Raw genomic sequence first — 20778 nt, forward strand, 5'->3', positions numbered from 1 at the left:
CCAGCACGGGGCAGGGCGCTCAGTTCTCCTTCAGCACGCGCTGGAGGTCGCCGGCGGCGATGTCCTTCAGCTCGTGCAGCTGGAGGAGGCGTGCCTCGGGGATCTTGCCCTCGGCGAAATCCGTGGTGGCCTTCGCCAGTTGGCGGTTGGCCTCGTCGAGGTTGTCCTGCGCCATTTTGACGGCATTTACATAGTTGATCGGACTCATACCGGCATCTTTGCACTGTTTGGAACTGCTGACCAGAGGCTCGCCCGTTGCGGCATCCGTCAGCGTTTGTAGCCCGATTCCAGGCTCAGCTGCCCGGGGCAGCCGTGCAGAATCCGTTCCATCGCCTCCTTCTCTGGCCCGGTGACCCACAGTCCGTACGCGGCCTTCACCGAGATCTGCCGGGCGACATAGGCGCAGCGGAACCCCTTGGCCGGCGGCAGCCACGTGGCGGCGTCGGAACTGCTCTTTTCCTCGTTGGTGGGTCCGTCAACGGCCAGCAGGTTCAGCGGGTCGTTGGCCAGGCTTTGCCGCTGCACATCCGTCAGCTGCGCCGCGCCGGTGGCCCACGCATTGCTCAGGGCCACCACATGGTCGATCTGGGCGGCGGCGCTGCTGTCCTTCCCGCGGGAGAAGGCGATGTCCTTGCCCGTGTAGGGATCATGGAGCGTGCCGGCCGCGGCCAGGCACAGCGAGCCGCGGACCAGCGTCAGGTCCACCAGATCCCGGCGGAGGACGTCGTTGCGGGTGTCGCAGCCGTTTCCATCCGCGTCCAGCCAGGCCTCGCCAAACTTGGCACGGTCATAGTCCTTGGTGGACGCCTTGCCCTTGACCGGCAGGATGGCCAGCACGGCCAGGGCCTGGGCGGGCCGGATCCGGTTGACGGGGCTGCCCAGTCCGCCGGCCCCAGGGCTGAGGACCGGCGGCGGACCAACCTCCACTCCGGGGCCGATCCGCCCCGTGCTGTACAGCCACCCGGCGCCGACGACAGCCAGCAGCACCGCCAGCACGACGGCGGCAACCACCAGCGGGCGCAGCGGATGGCGCCGTCGCGGGGCAGGGTGCGCATACCTGCCGTCACCGGACCAGCGGCGAACCATGGGCCTCCCATCGACGTGGGCTGTGCTGCGCTGTCTGTGCTGTGCCGTCTGGGAACGATTTTACGGCCGCACTCCGACACGGTGCCGGAACTGTCCACAGCCGCCGTCGCCGGTTAAACAAACTGAGGCGCAGCAAGTGCTGAAAAGTACGAACTTTCCAGCAGTTGCTGCGCCTCAGTTGGGAGGTTTGGACGGATGGGACAGCCGATACGCCGGGTTTTGTCATCGCACACGGTTACCCCTGTGCGAGAGGCAGCCATCCATCTACGAACGCCGTTGCCGACGCCCTCTAGCGGCCTACCCGGGCACTCGGGCGAGCAGCCCTCAATCATGCCCTGTCTGGCCTTGCTCCGAGTGGGGTTTACCTAGCTTCCCTGGTCACCCAGGGAACTGGTGGTCTCTTACACCACCGTTTCACCCTTACCCTGGACCGCGAACGGACCAGGGCGGTCTATTTTCTGTGGCACTAGCCTGCGGGTTGCCCCGAGTGGGCGTTACCCACCACCCTGCCCTGTGGAGCCCGGACGTTCCTCGAGCCACTTGCGTGGCGCGCGGCCGCCTAGCTGCCCCATCCAGTCCCCCAGTCTACCGGGCGTTGACGAGGTTCGCCGACGGCGGGTAGACGCGCGGGTGGACTCCGGCCATCTCCTCCATCACGCGGACCACCTGGCAGCTGTAGCCAAACTCGTTGTCGTACCAGACGTAGAGCACCAGGTTCTTGTCCGTGGAAATCGTGGCCAGACCGTCAACGATGCCGGCACGGCGGGAGCCCACGAAGTCGGTGGAGACAACTTCCGGGGAGTCGATGTAGTCGATCTGCTTGCGCAGCGGCGAATTCAACGACATGTCGCGCAGGTAGGTGTTGACCTCGTCCTTGGTGGTGCCGTTCTCCAGCGTCAGGTTCAAGATCGCCATGGAGACATCCGGGGTGGGGACGCGGATGGAGTTGCCCGTCAGCTTCCCCTCCAGCTCCGGCAGTGCCTTGGCCACGGCCTTGGCAGCGCCGGTCTCGGTGAGCACCATGTTCAGGGCAGCGGAGCGTCCGCGGCGGTCACCCTTGTGGAAGTTGTCCGTCAGGTTCTGGTCGTTGGTGAACGAGTGCACCGTTTCCACGTGGCCGTGCACAATGCCGAACTTGTCGTTGAGCGCCTTGAGCACGGGGGTGATGGCATTGGTGGTGCAGGAGGCAGCCGTGACAATGGTGTCCGTGTCCTCGATGGTGGCGTGGTTGATGCCGTGCACAATGTTCTTTAGCGTCCCCTTGCCGGGGGCGGTGAGGAGAACGCGTGCGGCGCCCTTGCTCTGCAGGTGCTGGGCCAGGCCCTCGGCATCGCGCCAGCGGCCGGTGTTGTCCACAATCAGGGCGTTGCTGATGCCGTACACCGTGTAGTCGATGGTGGAGGGGCTGTCCGAGTAGATGACCTGGATGGCGGTGCCGTTGGCCAGAATTACGTTGTTCTCGTGGTCCACCGTGATGGTGCCCTCGAACGGACCGTGCACGGAGTCGCGGCGCAGCAGCGAGGCCCGCTTGACGAGGTCCATGTCGCCGCCCTTGCGGACCACAATGGCGCGCAGACGCAGGCCATGGCCGCCGCCGGAGTGCTCAATGAGGATGCGGGCCAGCAGTCGGCCGATGCGGCCAAAGCCGTAGAGTACGACGTCGGTGCTGGTGCGCTCGTCGAAACCGCCCTTGTCCACGACGTCGACCAGCTCGGCGCGCAGGAACTCCTCCAGGGAGGCGCCGTCGGCATTGGCTTTGTAGAGCGCACTCAGGCGGGCCAGATCGATGGACGCGGCACCGAGGTTGAGTTCGACAAGCTTCTGCAGCAGGGGCAGGGTGTCGCAGACGGGCAGTTCCACCTCGTCGATCTGGCGGGCAAAGCGGTGGGCCTTAAGCAGGCCTACTACGGACTGGTTGATAAGTCGGCGGCCATGAATGCTGGTTACCACGTTGTTGTCGCGGTAGAGCCGGCCAATCAAGGGGATCATGGCTTCTGCCATGGCCTCGCGCTGGATCCATGTGTCCAGAGCGGCATCGCTGGTCAGTGTCACTGAAATACCTTTCCCGGCCCAAAACACCGTCGGTTTAGGCCCACCCCAATTCTAAGTGTGGCTCTGCGCGGTTTCGGACCATCGTGAGCGACCTCACATTTCCACCCCGTCCACCCCCGGAACGACGACGGCGGCCCGGCTGCGCCCCGCTAAGCTCATGGGGTGCTTATTCTGCTTCCGCCCTCCGAAGGCAAAACCCCCGCAGCCAAGGGCGCCCCGGTGGCGCTGGAAGAACTCCACTTCCCGGAGCTGGCTCCGGCCCGGCTGGAGGTCCTTGAGGCCCTGGCGCATGTGTCAGGGCATGAAGATGCGCTGGCCCGGCTGGGCGTGGGCGCCTCGCTGAGCGAGGACGTCGCCCGCAACACCCGGCTGCATGCGGAACCAGCCGTTGCGGCCCACAAGATCTATTCGGGCGTCCTTTATGACGCACTGGGTTACGCCAGCATGACCCCCGCCCAGCGGCGCAAGGCCGACGACGCCGTCGTCGTCATCTCTGGCCTCTGGGGAGCCCTGGGCTTTGCCGACCGTATTCCTGCCTACCGGCTCTCCATGTCGGTGGGCCTGCCGGGACTGGGCAAGCTGGCCAGCTATTGGAAGCCCAAACTGGCGCAGGCTCTGGCAGAACACGCCGAGGGGCACCTGCTGGTGGATTGCCGTTCGTCCACCTATGCCGCGGCATGGGCGCCGCCGGCGGAGCGGACCGTGGCAGTCAACGTTTTTACCGAGGCCAACGGCAAACGCACCGTGGTCAGCCACTTTGCGAAGCACACCCGCGGAGAGCTGGCCCGCCACCTCATCACCCGCCGCGGCAAGGCCCCGGCCACCCCGGAGCAGTTGGCCGCCACGGCCGGCGAGCACTGGTCCGTTGAGTTGGTCCCGGGCACGGCCCGCAAGCCGCATGCACTGAACGTCATCCTGCCCGGCTGACCGCCCTCCCGGCGGCCGGGGCAATAACCCTGTGGAAAACCTTGGACGGGTTCGGCCCAGGTGGGCTAGCTTTAAGCCACCACGGACTCGGACCCATTGGGGGATCACATGGCCACGCGATCTCGAAACACCTCCACGGCACGCCCCGCCACCCCGCCATGGCCCTGGGTGGTTGGCTTCGCGCTCACCCTGGTCCTCCCGGTGGCCGGCTGCAACGGCCCCGCGGAGGCCGGCGGCACACCCAGCACTTCCTCGTCAGCGACCATGTCCTCCACCGGCGCCTTGCCCACTCCTTCCGGCACCGCGACACCGACAGCCGCACCCGTCTACAAGCCCGCCGATGCCACCGGCCCCGCCCAGAACGTTCCGGTGCCCGTCAAAGCCGCCCTGGCCGACGAATTCTCCAAGGCAGGGATAGAGGAATTCTCGAAGTATTGGTATGAAACCTTGTCGTACGCCTACGAGACCGGCGACATGTCGCCGATGGAAGCGATTACCGACCCTGGATGCAGCACCTGTGCCAACGTCAAGGAAGTCGTCACCGGCTGGCACTCCGAAGGCCGATGGCTTGTCGGGGGCAAAATGGAAGTATTTCGCGTGCAGAGCGACTATGTTGCCCAATCGAATGGAACATACCAAGCCATAGCATTTGTCCAGCAGGGAGGTGTGGACTACTACAACGCCGACGGCACCATCCATAAGTCTGCCCCCACAACGAAACCGATTACCGACATTTTCGTCGCCAGGTACTCTGACGGCCATTGGAAAGCCGATGTTGTCGAACATGCCAGCGGCCAGCCCAAATGATTGGATGGCCCAATAGAACCCGGACCCTCGGGTTGACATCCCTGCTCGTATTTGGAATCTTTCTATCGATACCCAGTGCTTTTGCTGGAGATCCGCCCGTCGATGGTCAGTGGGACGACACAGGAATCGGCTTGGAATCCTGGACCCAGGCTCCGGACGGTTGGGGTACCGTGAATGTCTCTCTCCAAGACGACCCAAACATTTACAAGTTCGAAGTGCTTTGCGAACTCGAAGGCGGCACTTTCGACCGCGATTGCCTTCTTGCGACCGTGTCTTGCACCGAGGCACCCGGTGGCCATCCAGGAATCTGGTATGTGTCTCCTAGGGGCTTTGTACCGCCCGAATGGAAGTTCCTGATAGGACCCTCGTGTATTTATGCAGAGCAGCCGCGGGATATTTTGGCCGAGATTGCCAATTCAATTCAATTTGAGTTTCAACACTCACCCGTCACCCCCGCCACCAGGGCTCCTGCAAAGTCGTTTAGCTGGTAGTGAGGCCGGCGAGTTTTAGGGCGCGGAGCGGGTAGTTGCGGGCGGCCCGTGTGGCTTTGGCGAGGTTGGTTTCTCCTTCCAGTCGCAGGATGCTGATGGCAGTGTTGCGCAGGGAGGCCATTACCCTGGGGGCGTTGCCTCTCCTGACCTGGCTGTGGTCCTCACGGTAGAGAACGTCCCTTCTCCAATGGAGGCCGTTTTCGATGGCCCAGTGGCCGCGGACCAGGGCGCCGATGTGGGCCGGTTTTCCGGCTGCCGGTTTGAGCGACGTGACTATGTAGACGGTCTCCGTGTTCCACTTCCGGGCCCCTATCGGCCGGGACTTTCTGGTGATTTGTCCGGCTTGGGCGGCGTGGGGGAAGTTGATCCCGCCGGCCAGACCGACGCACTTGATGGTGCGTTCGATCTCGCGGCCATTGGCGGTCTCCAGTGTCTTGCTCCCTGACCGGATCCGGTTCCAGGGCAGGGAGCGAAGCTGGTCGTGGAGCTTGGGTTGGTTGGCTTTGACGGTGAGTACAAAGTGGGCGCCACGCCCGTGCAGGTAGACGGCGTGCTCACGCTGGGTGTGGAGGGCGTCCGCTGTGACGATGACACCCGTCAGCTCTTTCACGCCCTCCAACAGTGGCTTGAAATAGGTGATCTCGTTGTGCTTCTCGGCTACGTTCTGCTGCATCAGGACGGCGCCGGTTCCCTGGTCGATGCCAGAGAGCAGATGGACCCGTGTGCCTCCGCCATTCTTGGCGCCGCGGACTTCCTTCCCGTCGATGGCCACAGCCGTCACGGTCGCGGCAGCTTGCACCCAGCTCCCCGCCAACCGGTCCAGCAAGTCCGCATCGAGGCGTTCAAGGACCCGGCCCAGCGTCGTCGCGTGCGGGGTACCAATCCCCAAGACGGCCAGCTGGTCCCGCGCTGTGTCGGCAGCCCATTCAGCCATCTCCACCAACGATGTTGCCCCAGCCAACACCGAACAGACCATGATGACCAGCAAGTGGGCGAAACGGTGCCGCACCCCGCGTTTCTTCCGCGGATCCGGCAACCCGCACACAAGGCGGCCAGAACAGCTCCAGGATCGATTTCCACTGGTCCCATCCGGGCGAATTCGTCATGGAACAGGGCAAGGTGGGAAGATGGCACGAGAGAACTCCTGGCAACATGTGGGACTGAACAATCACATGCTTAACAGGGGTTCTCGCCTTTTAACAGTGTTATCTCGCAGGACATCGGTAACAGTTCTGCCTCACGACATCGGTGACACAACAGTGCTCCTTGGTGGTGACACTTCACCCCACCTTTTAACCTCGGCAAGCACACAGCCCGCCTCTGGCACGAAGGCCAACGGCGGGCTGCTGAACTGGATTGTGTGAAAAATGATCCAGTTGAACCGACGATACGCCTGGCCATCGCCCGATGGCCAGAAGACGCACCCAGAGGAGCTGTCACAGCGTTTTGCACCGAGAACCACATCAGCCGCAAAACGTTCTACCAAATCCTCAAACGAGCCCGCACCGAAGGACAAGCAGCCGCACTCGAACCCCGTTCCCGCCGCCCGAAGACCTCGCCCAACGCCACCACCGAAACCCTCAAAGACCAAGCCGTCGCCATGCGCAAGTCCATGGAAGACGCAGGCTGGGACCACGGTCCGATCAGCGTGCACGACCAAATGCGCAAGCTTGGCATGCAAACCCCCTCGATTGCGTCCCTGGCCAGGATCTTCAGCGAACGCGGCCTTGTCACCCCGGCCCCGCAGAAGCGTCCCCGCTCCTCCTACCGTTCCTTCCGCTATCCGATGCCCAACGCCTGCTGGCAGCTCGATGCTACCGAGTACGTGGTGGAAGGCGGTCGCAAATGCGTGATCTTCCAGCTGCTCGATGACCATTCCCGCCTGGCCGTGGCCTCGTTAGTGGCAAGGACGGAGAACGGTCCGGACGCGGTGAAGGTCTTCCGCATGGGTGTCGCCGCCCACGGAATACCACAGCGCCTGCTCAGTGACAATGGCGAGGCCCTGAACCCCATCCGTCGGGGCGTGATCAGCGAACTGGTCGCGTACGCCAACAGTCTCGGCGTTGCCACGATTACCGGCAAGCCGTATAAGCCCACGACTCAGGGGAAGAATGAGCGCTTTCATTCGACGCTGTTCAAGTGGTTGAAGAAGCAACCTTTCGCCAAGGACCTGGCCGAACTGCAGGCGCAGGTTGAGGTCTTTGACCAGGCCTACAATACGCAGCGCGGCCATCAGGCCTTGGAGGATCGGATGACACCGCAGGAGGCGTGGGATGCCACACCGGTCGCTGAGCCCCTCGCACCCGGGGAATGGATGAAGCACAGCACCACGCCTCCTCCGGGCGTCGGCGAAGCCGTCCTGGCCGTATGGCCCAGTGAAGAGCAATCGCCACCGCCGCAGGACGGTTCAACCCCGGAGCCGGCCAAACTTAGTGCCACGCTGCGCACCGAGCACATGGAGGCGACCGGCAGTCAGCTGATGCGGGTCAATAAGAACAGGTGCCTGCGGGTTGCGGGTGTGGAGCTCTATTTGGGCAAGCTACTACGCAGCGCCATGGTGAAAGTCGTCTGGGATCAGGCGGAGTTGATGGTGATCTCGATGGAGGGTGAATTGATCACGAAATATGACTATCCGTTCCCAGACGGCGTCACGTATCTGAGCTTGAAGCATGCCATTGCAATGTTCCAGAACCCGCCGGAAATGGGGTAAGTGTCACCGATGTCTTGAGACACCGAGTGCTACCGATGTACTGGTGCAGAACTGTCACCGGTGTCTTGAGACATCACACTCGCCTTTTAACAGCCCCGCCCGCGTCGTCTCACATCTTAAGACCCAAGCCGCCCATCAAAGACTTTGCAGGAGCCCTGCCCCCGCCACCCTGGCCAGCCAACCAGGACCCCACACCCTCCGCGGCGCCGAAACCAACTTCTACGCCCACGCCACCGAACAAACCTTCGACATCACCCTCCTGGACCAACACGTCCACATCACCGCAACCCCGGCCACCTACACCTGGAACTACGGCGACGGCACACTGCTGGGCCCCACACCCCACCCCGGCGCACCCCTGCCCGAAGAGCGCTGGGGCGAAGCCACCCAGACCAGCCACATCTACACCCAAACCGGCGACTACCCCGCCACCGTCACCACCCACTTCCGCGGCACCTACAGCGTCAACGGCGGCCCACCCCTGCCCATCCCCGGCCAGGGAGACTTCACCTCCCCGGCACTGCCCGTCAGCGTCTGGCGCGCCATCACCCGAAACTACGCCGACAACTGCCTCCAAAACCCCCACGGCCAAGGCTGCTGACCACTCCGCATTGTGCCCGAGAGTTGCCTGACGGGGCCAGAAGACGATACGGCCGTGCGCGACCTTTCAGGGATAGAGCCGGCCACCGCCCTCCAAATCAGTGGCCGACGTCGTCATTATGGGCAACGAGATAGGCTTCCATCGCCGTGACGGGATCCGGCACGGTGCACCGTGATTGCCGTCCATACCAAAGGGGGCATCGGCATGGCCGCACCAGCGGCCGCACGCGCAAGGCGTGGAATTGGAAATGACACGGTTTCCCTTGAAATTGTCTGCTTGTTCGCCACCAATTCAAAGAGACCCTGACGACGCTTGGCCCGGTGGGCGCCCGTCCAGGGAGTCGCACCGCGTAGCACCCGATAATTCCATTCGGGACGGCACCCATTCACTTAACTGGCCTGATAAAAAGCTGAATCAGCGGTTGCACTTTCCTGCACAGGCACCTCCAGGCGCCCTTTTATCCACAGATTGATTTCATTTAGTTCTGCCTCTGTTCCCTGCTTTTCGAAACAATTAGAATATGTGTATGGATTGGTTTGACGGCACCGCCCAAGGGCGTGGACAGGGCACCGAGGCAGCGGACGCCGCTGTCAGTGCCAGCGCCCGCCCGGGCCAGGCCGGCTCCTGTCCAGGTGGTGGTCCACCCGCAGCGGATGCCGCGGACTTCCACTTGCACGCCGTGCTCCGCCTCGCTCTGGCCGCCGCCGCCCACGCCGGTCCCGCCGGGTTCGGCCCCGCCGCGCTCGGCCTGGCCGCGCAGACGGACGTGCAACTGGCCACCAGGGCCGCCCAGCTCGAATCCCTCGCCCGCCACCTGGGCGCCCTGCAACTCCAGTACGCCGGGGAACTCGCCGCCCGCACCCGGGCCGGCCGGTACCGGGCCACCGGTGCCGCGAACCCGATCGCAATGCTCGCCGAGACCCTGCAGATCTCCGGCCGGGAGGCGGCCCACCGCATCTCTTTGGCCGGGGACCTGCTGCCCGTGCTCGACCCGATCAGCGCCCGCACCATCCCGGCCCGCCTGCCGGCTCTGGCCGAAGCGGTCCTGTCCGGGCGGTGTTCCCAGGAGGCCGCACTGGTCGTCTCCTCCTACACCGCCCAGGCCTCGCACCTGGCCGACGGCGGCCGGATCACCCTGCACGACGTGCGCAAGGTCGAAACGGCGCTGACGGCCCTGGCGGTGGCGGAGCGGCCCGAACTGCTCAGGGAGTGCGCGCACCGGACCATCAACCTGCTGGACCCGGACGGGCAGCAACCCACCGAGGCCGAGCTGCTGGCCAAGGAAGGCATCCGGTTCGCCCGCCCGCGCCGGGGCCTGGTCTCCTTCACTGGGCACCTGACCGTCCCGGACTACGAGGAGCTCATGGCCGCGATCGGCACCGGCACCAACCCGCGTCAGACCCGCGGCACCAGCCCCGCGGGCGGGACCGCGGACGGCATGACCAGCGATGCGGCCCGTACCGGGGATCCATCATTGTTCGACTCCCTTGAGTCCCCCGCCGGATCGATGCCCGACTGGGCCAGGGATCCCGAAGCGGGTGGCACTGCGGGAGCAACACCAAGAGGCGAAGGTCACGCCGCAGCCGCACCGGGCGCGGCTGATTCCCACGCCGACTTCGCAGGTGCAGGTAAGGAACCCTCCGTGGGCAATGGCCAGACAACAGGGGCCGGATCAGCCGCACCCGAGGGCTCGGACGGCACCAACCCGGACGGACCTGGCAACACGCGGGCAGCCGGGGATTCGTGCACCGCCGGGGACCTTGATCTGGACGAGTGCGGCGGCGATCAGGCCGTGAAGGACCGCCGGCCCCGCCCCCAGGCCCTGCTGCACACCCTCTTGGACTGCGTGAAGCTCGCCTCCCGCACCGACACCCTGCCCGACAATGGCGGGCTGCGCCCGCAACTGTTCATCACCATGACCCTGGCCGAACTCACCGCCGGGCTCGGCAACGCCCTGCTGCCCCACGCTGGATCCACGTCCATCGCTTCGATCCGGCAGGCCGCCTGCGACGCGGACATCATCCCCGCCGTGCTGGGCGCGGCCGGGGAAATCCTGGACGTCGGACGCAGCCAGCGCCTCGTCCCGCCACCGCTGCGCAAGGCCCTGGTCATCAGGGACCACGGCTGCGCGTTCCCGGGCTGCACCCTGCCCCTGCAGTGGACCGAGGCCCACCACATCGTGCCCTGGATCGAGGGCGGGGAAACCTCCCTGGCCAACTGCGTGCTGCTGTGCAGCTTCCACCACCACCTGCTCCACCACACCGACTGGGCGGCCACCATGGTCAAGGGCCGGCCCTGGTTCATCCCGCCGATGGCCCTGGACATCTTCCAGCGCCCCCGACGCAACCACGTCCACGACCCCTCGCCCATCCGCATCACCCCACACCCGCCCGATTAAGGGCCGCACCAGGGTGGCCGGGTACGCCTCCACGTGCCGGCGGCAGCCGGGCACGCGGACTCACTTCCCCACCCTCACTTCCCCACAGCCTCGCCGCGCAGGGCGGCCCAAAGTCGGAAGGGCAGGTAAGAACCGGATGAAGCAGAGAAGCCAACGCCAGGCCGGCACCAGGCCCTATACCGCCAGCGGGGACTGTACACACGCCTTGGCTGGCTAGCTAGACTTCTACAACCGCCGTCGCGCCCACAGCGCCCTCGGAGGACGACTTCCGATCAGCAGATGTAGCCAATCTGCTGGCTGAGTACACCTAGGAGCGTGGGTCAGTAATGGAGACTCGTTGATGAATGCTCCAAACCTGAGGCCATTTTGCGCCAAATAAGCCGCATTTCTTGTGGGTTCTCAACACAAAAAATCGGCAAAATCGACTACTGACCCACGCTCCTAGTGTAGTGTCTCAGTTTTGCTTGACGGCTTGGAGCGCAACCCGGCCACGAGCCACTTTTTCCAGGATCGACTCCGCATCCGCGGTCCACACCAAAGGCTTCGGGTCGGCATTGTTCACCTCGATGTATTCCTCGATCTTCGCAATCAAATCAGGCACTGAATGAAAGACCCCACGGCGTAGCGCCTTCTCCGTCAACTCCCTGAACCACCGCTCCACCAGGTTCAACCACGAGGATGAGGTCGGGGTGAAATGCAGGTGGAACCGTGGGTGTTTGGCCAGCCACGCCTTCACGTTCGCATGCTTGTGCGTCGCGTAGTTGTCGATGACCAGGTGGATCTGAAGGCCGGCCGGGACTTCCTTTTCAATGGTTTTCAGGAACACCAGGAATTCATCGTGGCGGTGCTTGGGAACGCAGGAGCCGATGACCTTTCCGGTTGCGACCTCCAGGGCCGCGAAGAGCGTGGTGGTTCCGTTGCGCTTGTAGTCGTGGGTCATCGTCCCGGCCCGCCCCCTGGTCATCGGCAACGACGGCTGGGAGCGGTCCAGGGCCTGGATGGAGGTCTTCTCGTCCATGCAGAACACGATCGCGTTCTCCGGTGGGTTCAAATACAGTCCGCACACGTCGATGAGCTTTTCCTCGAACTTCGGGTCCGTGGAGAGTTTGAAGGTCTTCACCAGATGCGGTTTCAACCCGCGGGCAGACCAGATGCGTTGCACCTGCGCCGGGGAGACCCCGGTCTTCGCGGCCATGGTGCGCACCGACCAATGCGTGTGTCCCTCAGGCTTTGAGTTCTGTGTCAGCTCAACGATTTCGTCGATCGTCGACTGCGGGATCACCGGTTTGCGTCCCCGCCCGCCACGCACCTTCCCGAGCTTGGTCAGGCCTTCCTCGGCGAAGCGGGTACGCCAGGAGCGCACCGTGCCCGGGGTGATGCCCACCACCCGGGCGATCCACTCGTTGGCCAGGCCCTCGGCGGCCATCAGCAGAACCTGCGCCCGCTGCACCTCCCGGTGGGAGGCCACCTGGGATGCGGCCAGCGCTTCCAGGACGGTGCGCTGGGCGTCGGTAAGGGCCAGGGCGGGTGCTGGATTCGACATGATCCCAGCCTAAACCCAAAGTCATTAACTATTTTGGAGACACACCACTAGATGCCGGGGGTCGTGGCGGCCACCAGCTCCACTTCGAAGCCATCGGCGTTTTCCAGATAGGCGGCGTAGTGGCCGGCCCCTCCGGCGTATGGATGTTTGTCCGCGAACATGAGCGTCCACCCTCGTCCAATGGCCGCTGCGGCGAGTGCATCCACATGGGTGCGCGACCCGGAGTGGAAGGCCAGGTGGTTCATCCCCGCATCGAGCCGTTGGTACGGACCTGCAACATCCGGACCCGATTCGAGCACAATGTACTCGCCGGCGCCCTGCCAGCGGCCGCCGTCGGGCCCGCTCCCCCACTCGTCTTGGAGCCCGTACCCCAGCCGCTCGAGCATCCAGCCGAAGGAATCCTTGGCCCGGGCATAGTCCTGCACCCAGATTTCAACGTGGTGGAGACGGCCAACGGCGTCCAGGTCCATGTCAGGTCTGTGCGTCCGCTAGTTCCACTCGGCTGAACGGACCAGGATGGCGCCGGAATCGGGGCAGAAGACGATGTCGTCCTCGGCGGCCTTCTTGATGTCCGCGACATCTCCGGGGCTCAGCTGCATGCCCGAGCCCTCGGAGGTGCCGTGGAACAAGCGTGCGGCGCCGACGCCGTATTTCGCCAGGGTGCGATCGTAAATGGCCAGGAGGCCGGCATCGAAGCTGGCTGCCAGCGTGGCACGCTCGGCGGCCGTGGTCTGGCGCACGGCGTCGATGGCGGCCAGGGCGGCGTCGAGCTCGGCCCGGATGCCGTCGAAGGACCCGGTGATGTCATCCACCACGCCCTGCTGGGCACCCTGGCGTGCGGTGGCTGCATCCAGGCGCTCCATGAGCGCCAGCTCCGCGTCTTCCAAGTCCGAGCGGCGCTTGTTCAACGATTCGATGTCGGACTGCAGGGCCATCAGATCCTTGGACAAACCGGTGCCGCTGTTGAGCTTGGCCTCGTCCCTGGCAATCCGCGCAGCCACCTGGGCGACGTCGTCCTCGGCCTTCACCAGCTCCCGGCCCAGATCCGCCACCTCGGTGTTGATCACCACCAGATCGCTCTGCGCCACGGACAGCCCGGCCTTGAGGTCCACGATGCGCGGATCCTGGTCGAGCACCTTGGTCTGGTTGTTGAGGGACTTCAGCTTGGCGTCCAGCGCCTGCAGGTCCAAAAGTCGCAGTTGCTCGCCGGGTGCTGCCTTGGCCATGGAATTCCTCTCGAGTGGTGTGCCCGCGCCCATGGCGAGGGCCTTGCTTGTGTCCTAGCCTACTTCCCGGCGGAGTGCCCGGCGGCCTGCTATGCGCCCAGCCCCGGGGTCAGGATGAAATCCCACGGATCTGAGTTGGTCTGGCTGACGGCCAGTTCGACGGCGTAGCCCTGGTCGGTGAGCACGTTTTCCAGCGCCATGGCCGCGGCCGGCAGCCACAGCCACTCGCTGGCCCAGTGCGAGAGGTCCACCAGATAGGGCCGGCCGTTGACCGCTCCCTCGCGGGCCTCCGACGCCGGGTGGTGGCGCAGGTCGGCCGTGACGTAGACGTCCGCACGGCTGGCGCGGACGGCGTCGAACAGGCCATCCCCCGCCCCTCCGCAAACGGCCACCCGGCGCACCAGTCCGGTGCTGTCGCCGGCCACGCGGACGCCGCTGGCGACGGCGGGCAGCATTTCAAAGACGCGCTGGGCGAAGTCGCCCAGCGTTTCCAGCGTCGGCAGCTGGCCGACGCGGCCGATGCCTTCCTCGGGCAGGCCCAGGGCCGACGGCATGAGCGGCTCCACCTCAACCAGCCCCAGGGCATCGGCCAAAACGTCGGAGACCCCGCCCACGGCACTGTCACCGTTGGTGTGCACGGTCAGCAAGGCGCAGCCGGATTCAATCAGGGAGTGGATGACCTGGCCCTTGCCGGTGGTGGCGGCCACCGAATTGACGCCCTTGAGCAGCAGCGGGTGGTGGGTGACCAGCAGATCCGCGCCCCAGGCAATGGCCTCGGAGACCACCTCAAGCGTGGGGTCCACGGCGAACATGATGCGCGACACCGGATCCCTGGGCCGGCCGGTGACCAGGCCAACCTTGTCCCACTCCTCGGCCAGGGATTCGGGCCAAAGCTCCTCGGCGGCCAGCAACACCTCGGCGAGGGTCGGCGTGGCCTCGGGTTCTGCGCCCTCTTCCGGCTCCGCAGCCACACCGGATTCGGTGTCGTCGGCGGATTCCGGCTCTGCTGCCAATGCGGCTTCGGCCGATGCCCCGGAGCTGATGCCCCCGGCGGAGCCGGTCCCGGTGTCGGCCACGGCGGTCCCGGTGCCGGCCACGGTGCCGGCCACGGCGGTCCCGGCTGCGGCGCCATCGCCGGTGCCCGCGGGTTTCAGACCCGCTGTCGCGCTTTCCTGAGTGCCGTCGTCGTCCACTGCATCAACACGTTCCATGGTTCCATTTTCACCCATCCGGGGCGCCCGCGGCGCATCCGCTTGCCAGCTGCGCGCCCCGCTTGGGAATCTTCTGGGTCCGCCGGACATTAAACAGACCATGAAGACTTTTGTATTGGGCGGCGGATGTTTCTGGTGCCTCGACGCCGTGTACCAAATCACCCGCGGCGTCACGTCGGTGGTGTCCGGTTATACGGGCGGTTCGGTGCGCCATCCCAGCTATGACGATGTCTGCTCCGGCATGAGCGGCCACGCCGAGGTGGTGGCCGTGACGTTCGAAGAGGAGATCGTCCCGGCGGACGTCATTTTGGACATGTTCTTCTCGCTGCACGATCCCACCACGCTCAACCGGCAGGGATACGACGTCGGCACCCAGTACCGCTCGTCCATGTTCTACACCGATGCGGACCAGGAACAGTTGTTCCGCGCTGCCATCGAGCGCAACCAGCCGCAGTGGGACCACCCGATCGTGACCGAGGTGGTGCGGCTGGGCACCTTCTACGAGGCCGAGGAGTACCACCAGGACTTCTACGCCCGGCGCCCCGAACAGGGATACTGTCAGGTGATCATCAACCCCAAACTGGCCAAGGCCAGGAAATATTACTCTGCGTGGCTTACCGCTTAACGGTGCGCCACCCCCGGTGGCTACGCTTGCGCTAGGTTCGCAGAGAATTTCGCCCCTTTCACAGAACAGGTTCCATATCCATGGCACGTATTTACGATGACGTCACGCAGCTGGTCGGCGGCACCCCGCTGGTCCGGTTGAACCGCCTCACCGAAGGGCTGGACGCCACCGTCGCCGTAAAGCTGGAGTTCTACAACCCGGCCAATTCCGTCAAGGACCGCATCGGCGTGGCCATCGTCGACGCCGCCGAGAAGTCCGGCGAGCTCAAGCCCGGCGGAACCATCGTTGAGGGCACCTCCGGCAACACCGGCATTGCGCTGGCCATGGTCGGTGCCGCGCGCGGCTACAGCGTCATCCTGACCATGCCCGAGACCATGTCCACCGAGCGCCGTGTCATGCTGCGCGCCTACGGTGCACAGATCGTGCTGACCCCCGGTTCCGAGGGCATGCGCGGAGCCGTGGAGAAGGCCCAGGAAATTGTGGCCAACACCGAGAACTCCGTCTGGGCCCGCCAGTTCGCCAACCCGGCCAACGCCGCCATCCACAAGGCCACCACCGGCGAGGAAATCTGGGAAGACACCGACGGCGCCGTGGACATCCTGGTTGCCGGCATCGGCACCGGCGGCACCATCACCGGCGTTGGCCAGCTGCTCAAGTCCCGCAAGCCCTCGGTCCAGATCGTGGGCGTTGAGCCCATGGACTCCGCCATCCTCAACGGCGGCGCCCCCGGGCCGCACAAGATCCAGGGCCTGGGCGCCAACTTCATCCCCGATGTCCTGGACCAGGACATCTACGACGAGGTGCTCGATGCCACGCTGGAGGACTCCGTGGAGATCGCCCGCGCGCTGGGCACCAAGGAGGGCATCCTGGGCGGCATCTCCGCCGGTGCCGCAGTGTGGGGCGCCCTGGAGCTGGCCAAGCGCCCGGAGAACGCGGGCAAGCTGATCGTCGCCGTGGTTCCGGACTTTGGCGAGCGGTACATCTCCACTGTCCTGTACGACGACATCCGCGGCTAGACCGCACCCACCGGCCTCCGTGCCGGCCGTTTGAACTGAAAGTGGTCTGTGGGAATTTTCGCCAGAATACGCGAGGACCTCGAAGCCGCCCGGTCACATGACCCGGCGGCTCGTGGTTCGTTCGAGAACTTTTTTGTCTATTCGGGGCTGCATGCCATCTGGATCCACCGGCTGACGCACCGGATGTGGGCCACGCCCTCCCTGCGGTTCCCGGCCCGGGTGCTCTCCCAGCTGGCCCGGTTCCTGACGGGCATTGAGATCCACCCGGGGGCCACGGTGGGCCGGCGGTTCTTCATTGACCATGGCATGGGTGTGGTCATTGGCGAAACGGCGGAAATCGGCGACGACGTCATGATCTACCACGGCGTGACGCTTGGCGGCCGCTCCCTGGCCAAGACCAAGCGCCACCCGACCATCGGCAACCGGGTCACCATCGGATCCGGCGCCAAGGTGCTCGGCCCCATCTACATCGGCGACGACTCCGCGATCGGGGCCAACGCCGTCGTGGTCAAGGACGCTCCGGCCGAATCCATCATCACCGGCATTCCCGGCAAGGTGCGCCACCGCGATGCCACGAAGGAAATGGCTCCGGCGGTGGACCCGGCGGAATACATCGATCCCGCGATGTGGATCTGATCCGCCACCACTTTGCCTATGCGAAAAACCGTGGGCCCCGATGACTCGGGGCCCACGGTTTTTCGCATCCGGCCAAGATAACCATCCAGCCAAGACAAACAGACGCGGCCGGTGGCGGAACCCTTGGGTTCCGCCACCGGCCGCGTCTTGGGTAGGGCCTTAGTGCGTGTCTACGGCCTCAACCTCGGACTTGTCGCCGCTCCACTGGGTGTGGAACGTGCCTTCGGTGTCCACGCGGTTGTACGTGTGGGCGCCGAAGAGGTCGCGCAGACCCTGGGTCAAGGCCGCGGGCAGGCGCGTGCGGCGCAGGCCGTCGTAGTACGCCAGCGAGGAGGAGAACACCGGAACCGGGATGCCCAGCTGGACGGCGGTGGAGACCACGCGGCGCCAGGCCGGCAGTGCACCGGCAATGGCCTCGGCAAAGGCCGGGGCGAACAAAAGGTTGGCCGGCTTGTCCTGGGCCGCGTAGGCCTTGGTGATGTCCTTGAGCAGCTCGGCGCGGATGATGCAGCCGCCGCGCCACAGGCCGGCAATCTCGTCCAGCTTCAGGTCCCAGCCGTACTCCTTGGCGGAGGCGGTGAGCATGTCCAGGCCCTGGGCGTAGCTGACCAGCTTGGAGGCGAACAGCGCCTGGCGCACGTCCTCGACAAAGGTCTCGTCCAGCTTGACGTCAACCTCGTGGCCGGCCAGGACTTCCTGGGCGATGGCACGCTGGCCGCGCTGGCTGGAGAGGCCGCGGGCGAAGACGGACTCGGCAATGGCCGAGGTGGGCGAACCCAGGTCCAGGGCGGACTGCACGGTCCAACGCCCGGTGCCCTTCTGGCCCGCGGAGTCCACAATGACGTCGACCAGCGGCTTGCCGGTCTTGGCGTCCACGTGGCCGAGCACCTCGGCGGTGATTTCGATCAGGAACGAGGCGAGCTCGCCCTTGTTCCACTCGGTGAAGATCTCTGCCTGCGCGGCGGGCTCGAGGCCGGCACCGGTGCGCAGGAGGTCGTAGGCCTCGCCAATGACCTGCATGTCGGCATATTCGATGCCGTTGTGGACCATCTTGACGAAGTGGCCGGCACCGTCGGTGCCGACCCAGGCGCAGCAGGGCTTGCCGTCGACCTGGGCGGCGATCTTTTCCAGCAGCGGGCCCAGCGCGTCGTAGGACTCCTTGGAACCACCGGGCATGATGGACGGGCCCAGCAGGGCGCCCTCCTCGCCACCGGAGACGCCGATGCCCACGAAGTGCAGGTCCTTGGCGGCCAGGGCGGCCTCGCGGCGGCGGGTGTCCTCGTAGTGCGAGTTGCCGGCGTCGATGACGATGTCGCCCGGCTCCAGCAGGGGTTCCAGCTGCTCAATGACGGAGTCCACGGGGGCTCCGGCCTTGACCATGATCAGCACGCGGCGGGGCTTCTCCAGCGAGCCGACCAGTTCCGCCAGGGTTTCCGTACGGACGAAGCTGCCTTCGTGTCCGTAGTTTTCCAGCAGGGAATCGGTTTTGGCGGCCGAGCGGTTGTGCAGGGCCACGGTGAAGCCATTGCGGGCCAGGTTGCGGGCCAGGTTTGCACCCATGACGGCCAAGCCGGTTACGCCGATTTGCGCGGACATACTACCTCCATAGTTGATTCAATCGGTTGCCACCAGCTTATCGGCGGCACACACCCATCCCCCAGCCGAGTCCACCCAATGGGACTAAAGTGACGTAACACGCCTTGTCACTTTGGTCCGGGGCTGGCCGGCGGAATAATACCCGAACAATCGTTCAGAAATCCTGTCAGCGGTCCTATGATGGGACTTGTTATGAGCTGCTATACCTCGGCAACGGAGCTGTTCAGCATCGGAATCGGCCCCTCAAGTTCGCATACCGTGGGTCCGATGCGGGCTGGCCGCGCCTTTGCGGGCGAGCTCGCGGACAAGGGACTGTTGGGGTCGACGGCGTCCATCACCGTCCACCTCTACGGCTCCCTGGGCGCCACGGGCATGGGCCACGGCACGCCGTCGGCCATTCTGGCCGGTCTGGCCGGCCACGAGCCCGAGACGGTGGACCCCGCCGTTCCCGGCGAGTTGGCGGCACAGATTTCCGCCGAGGGGCGGCTGACCCTGCTGGGTGGACGCTCCGTGGCCATGGCCCCGGCCAGCATCATCTTTTCCCCGCGCACGGTGCTGCCGCGGCACACCAACGGCATGACGATCGTTGCCACCTCCGCAGCCGGCGCGACGGTGCACCAGGAGACGTACTACTCCATCGGCGGCGGCTTCGTGGAGACCGAGTCCGCCCTGGCCGCCGATGCCGGGGAGGACGTAACGCCGTCGGCCCCCGCCGCCGCGCTCCCCTACCCGTACCAGTACTCCGTTGAGCTGATGAAGATCTGCGCCGCGGAGAACCTCTCCGTCTCCGACGTGGCCTGGGCCAACGAGTGCGCGCTGCGCCCGGCGGCGGAGGTGGAGGCAAAACTCGATGCCATCTGGGCCGCCATGCACGCCTCCATCGAGGCGGGGCTGGGAGCCGGCGGCATCCTGCCCGGCGTGCTGCATGCACGCCGCCGGGCCGCAGCCATTGCCGCCCGCCTGGAGCTGGACAGCGCCGAGCGGGAGACCTCGCACGAATGGATGCAGGCCTTCGCCATTGCCGTCAATGAGGAAAATGCCGCCGGCGGCCGCGTGGTCACGGCACCCACCAACGGCGCCGCGGGCATCATCCCCTCGGTGATGGAGTACTTCCTGCGGTTCATTCCCCATGACCCGGCACAGGAGCGCAGCATCATCCACCGCTACCTGCTGGTGGCAGCGGCCATCGGTTCCCTCTACAAGGGCAATGCCTCCATCTCCGGCGCGGAGGCGGGCTGCCAGGGCGAGGTGGGATCCGCCTGTTCGATGGCGGCCGGGGCCGTGTGCGAGATCCTCGGCGGCACGCCGGAGCAGGTGGAGAACGCCGCGGAGATCGGCATGGAACACAACCTTGGGCTGACCTGCGACCCCGTGGCCGGGCTGGTCCAGCTGCCCTGCATCGAGCGCAACGCCATTGCCGCGGGCAAGGCCGTGGCCTCGGCCCGGATGGCCCTCTACGGCGACGGCAAGCACATCGTGTCCCTGGACACCGTGATCGAGACCATGCGCCAGACCGGCCGGGACATGTCCAGCAAGTACAAGGAAACCTCCGAGGGCGGCCTGGCCGTCAACGTGATCGAATGCTAGGCGCGGCCTCGGCCGCGCCGGAAAGCGGCGGCGGCGAGGGAGCCCCGCCGCCGCCCGTTGCTGCCCACCCCGCGCTGAGGCACCGGCACCTTTCCTAGGAGGGCGCTGAACAAGGGGCAATTCGGGGCCGCGGGTTTGGCTGTCGCACCTTTCCGGGGCCTTTGGCGGCCCGCTGGGGGTCTCCTTTCTGATCGCCGGAGATCTGGTTCGTGATTTTTGCGGGCCTTGTACCTCCGTTCGTGGCTCCCCGCGGCTGGGATTTGGCC

At 65.5% G+C, this 20778-nt stretch carries 18 protein-coding genes and 1 other RNA gene; 9 read left to right on the forward strand and 10 right to left on the reverse strand.

The window, feature by feature from the left end:
• Window positions 1-19: 19 nt before the first annotated feature.
• From ACQCSX_RS06980 to ACQCSX_RS06995, 4 genes are all read right to left on the reverse strand, one after another.
• Window positions 20-208: a hypothetical protein gene (locus ACQCSX_RS06980; RefSeq protein WP_427018299.1), complete on the reverse strand. Its 189-nt coding sequence runs from the start codon at window positions 206-208 to the stop codon at window positions 20-22.
• 59 nt (window positions 209-267) lie between these two features.
• Window positions 268-1086 (reverse strand): HNH endonuclease family protein, encoded by an 819-nt coding sequence (locus tag ACQCSX_RS06985; protein ID WP_427018300.1) that lies wholly within the window; start codon window positions 1084-1086, stop codon window positions 268-270.
• 192 nt (window positions 1087-1278) lie between these two features.
• Window positions 1279-1657: RNase P RNA component class A (rnpB, locus tag ACQCSX_RS06990), an RNA gene on the reverse strand.
• A gap of 14 nt (window positions 1658-1671) precedes the next feature.
• Window positions 1672-3138 (reverse strand): glyceraldehyde-3-phosphate dehydrogenase, encoded by a 1467-nt coding sequence (locus tag ACQCSX_RS06995; protein WP_427018301.1) that lies wholly within the window; start codon window positions 3136-3138, stop codon window positions 1672-1674.
• A 162-nt stretch (window positions 3139-3300) separates the two neighbouring features.
• On the opposite strand from ACQCSX_RS06995, the gene ACQCSX_RS07000 reads away from it, so the two are divergent.
• Both ACQCSX_RS07000 and ACQCSX_RS07005 read left to right on the forward strand, forming a co-directional pair.
• The gene (locus ACQCSX_RS07000) at window positions 3301-4065 is read left to right on the forward strand and encodes a YaaA family protein (protein WP_427018302.1); all 765 of its coding nucleotides are present in this window, start codon (window positions 3301-3303) and stop codon (window positions 4063-4065) included.
• Window positions 4066-4329: 264 nt separating this feature from the next.
• Window positions 4330-4872 (forward strand): DUF6318 family protein, encoded by a 543-nt coding sequence (locus ACQCSX_RS07005; RefSeq protein WP_427018303.1) that lies wholly within the window; start codon window positions 4330-4332, stop codon window positions 4870-4872.
• A gap of 480 nt (window positions 4873-5352) precedes the next feature.
• On the opposite strand, the gene ACQCSX_RS07010 is transcribed toward ACQCSX_RS07005, so the two are convergent.
• Window positions 5353-6408 carry an ISAs1 family transposase gene (locus tag ACQCSX_RS07010; RefSeq protein ID WP_427018304.1) on the reverse strand — a complete coding sequence of 352 codons (1056 nt, stop codon included), beginning with the start codon at window positions 6406-6408 and terminating at the stop codon, window positions 5353-5355.
• Window positions 6409-6723: 315 nt separating this feature from the next.
• Here ACQCSX_RS07010 and ACQCSX_RS07015 point away from each other — a divergent pair, with 315 nt between their 5' ends.
• The 3 genes from ACQCSX_RS07015 to ACQCSX_RS07025 all read left to right on the forward strand — a co-directional run bounded on the left by ACQCSX_RS07015 (window position 6724) and on the right by ACQCSX_RS07025 (window position 11072).
• A complete protein-coding gene (locus tag ACQCSX_RS07015) occupies window positions 6724-8073 on the forward strand; it encodes a DDE-type integrase/transposase/recombinase (protein WP_427016402.1) in 1350 nt (449 codons plus the stop codon).
• A gap of 43 nt (window positions 8074-8116) precedes the next feature.
• Window positions 8117-8674, forward strand: a complete 558-nt coding sequence (locus ACQCSX_RS07020; protein ID WP_427018305.1) for a PKD domain-containing protein — start codon at window positions 8117-8119, stop codon at window positions 8672-8674.
• A 526-nt stretch (window positions 8675-9200) separates the two neighbouring features.
• Window positions 9201-11072 carry a DUF222 domain-containing protein gene (locus ACQCSX_RS07025; RefSeq protein WP_427018306.1) on the forward strand — a complete coding sequence of 624 codons (1872 nt, stop codon included), beginning with the start codon at window positions 9201-9203 and terminating at the stop codon, window positions 11070-11072.
• Between the two features lie 454 nt (window positions 11073-11526).
• On the opposite strand, the gene ACQCSX_RS07030 is transcribed toward ACQCSX_RS07025, so the two are convergent.
• The 4 genes from ACQCSX_RS07030 to ACQCSX_RS07045 form a co-directional block, all read right to left on the reverse strand.
• Entirely contained in the window at window positions 11527-12615 is a 1089-nt protein-coding gene (locus tag ACQCSX_RS07030; RefSeq protein WP_427015746.1) for an IS630 family transposase, read from the reverse strand.
• A 47-nt stretch (window positions 12616-12662) separates the two neighbouring features.
• Complete coding sequence (locus ACQCSX_RS07035; RefSeq protein WP_427018307.1) at window positions 12663-13085, reverse strand: VOC family protein; 423 nt, start codon at window positions 13083-13085, stop codon at window positions 12663-12665.
• Window positions 13086-13103: 18 nt separating this feature from the next.
• Window positions 13104-13841 carry a zinc ribbon domain-containing protein gene (locus tag ACQCSX_RS07040; RefSeq protein ID WP_427018308.1) on the reverse strand — a complete coding sequence of 246 codons (738 nt, stop codon included), beginning with the start codon at window positions 13839-13841 and terminating at the stop codon, window positions 13104-13106.
• Between the two features lie 89 nt (window positions 13842-13930).
• The gene (locus ACQCSX_RS07045; RefSeq protein WP_427018309.1) at window positions 13931-15052 is read right to left on the reverse strand and encodes a Nif3-like dinuclear metal center hexameric protein; all 1122 of its coding nucleotides are present in this window, start codon (window positions 15050-15052) and stop codon (window positions 13931-13933) included.
• Between the two features lie 100 nt (window positions 15053-15152).
• Here ACQCSX_RS07045 and msrA point away from each other — a divergent pair, with 100 nt between their 5' ends.
• The 3 genes from msrA (at window position 15153) to epsC (ending at window position 17329) form a co-directional block, all read left to right on the forward strand.
• A complete protein-coding gene (gene msrA, locus ACQCSX_RS07050) occupies window positions 15153-15677 on the forward strand; it encodes a peptide-methionine (S)-S-oxide reductase MsrA (protein WP_427018310.1) in 525 nt (174 codons plus the stop codon).
• An 80-nt stretch (window positions 15678-15757) separates the two neighbouring features.
• Window positions 15758-16693 carry a cysteine synthase A gene (cysK, locus tag ACQCSX_RS07055; protein WP_427018311.1) on the forward strand — a complete coding sequence of 312 codons (936 nt, stop codon included), beginning with the start codon at window positions 15758-15760 and terminating at the stop codon, window positions 16691-16693.
• Between the two features lie 48 nt (window positions 16694-16741).
• On the forward strand, window positions 16742-17329 hold the full coding sequence (epsC, locus tag ACQCSX_RS07060) for a serine O-acetyltransferase EpsC (protein ID WP_427018312.1): 588 nt from the start codon (window positions 16742-16744) through the stop codon (window positions 17327-17329).
• Window positions 17330-17488: 159 nt separating this feature from the next.
• On the opposite strand, the gene gndA is transcribed toward epsC, so the two are convergent.
• Window positions 17489-18925, reverse strand: a complete 1437-nt coding sequence (gndA, locus tag ACQCSX_RS07065) for an NADP-dependent phosphogluconate dehydrogenase (RefSeq protein WP_427018313.1) — start codon at window positions 18923-18925, stop codon at window positions 17489-17491.
• 192 nt (window positions 18926-19117) lie between these two features.
• On the opposite strand from gndA, the gene ACQCSX_RS07070 reads away from it, so the two are divergent.
• Window positions 19118-20512 carry an L-serine ammonia-lyase gene (locus ACQCSX_RS07070; protein ID WP_427018314.1) on the forward strand — a complete coding sequence of 465 codons (1395 nt, stop codon included), beginning with the start codon at window positions 19118-19120 and terminating at the stop codon, window positions 20510-20512.
• The last annotated feature ends 266 nt before the right edge of the window (window positions 20513-20778 follow it).

It is taken from the genome of Pseudarthrobacter sp. P1 (assembly GCF_050156935.1).
GTDB lineage: Bacteria > Actinomycetota > Actinomycetes > Actinomycetales > Micrococcaceae > Specibacter.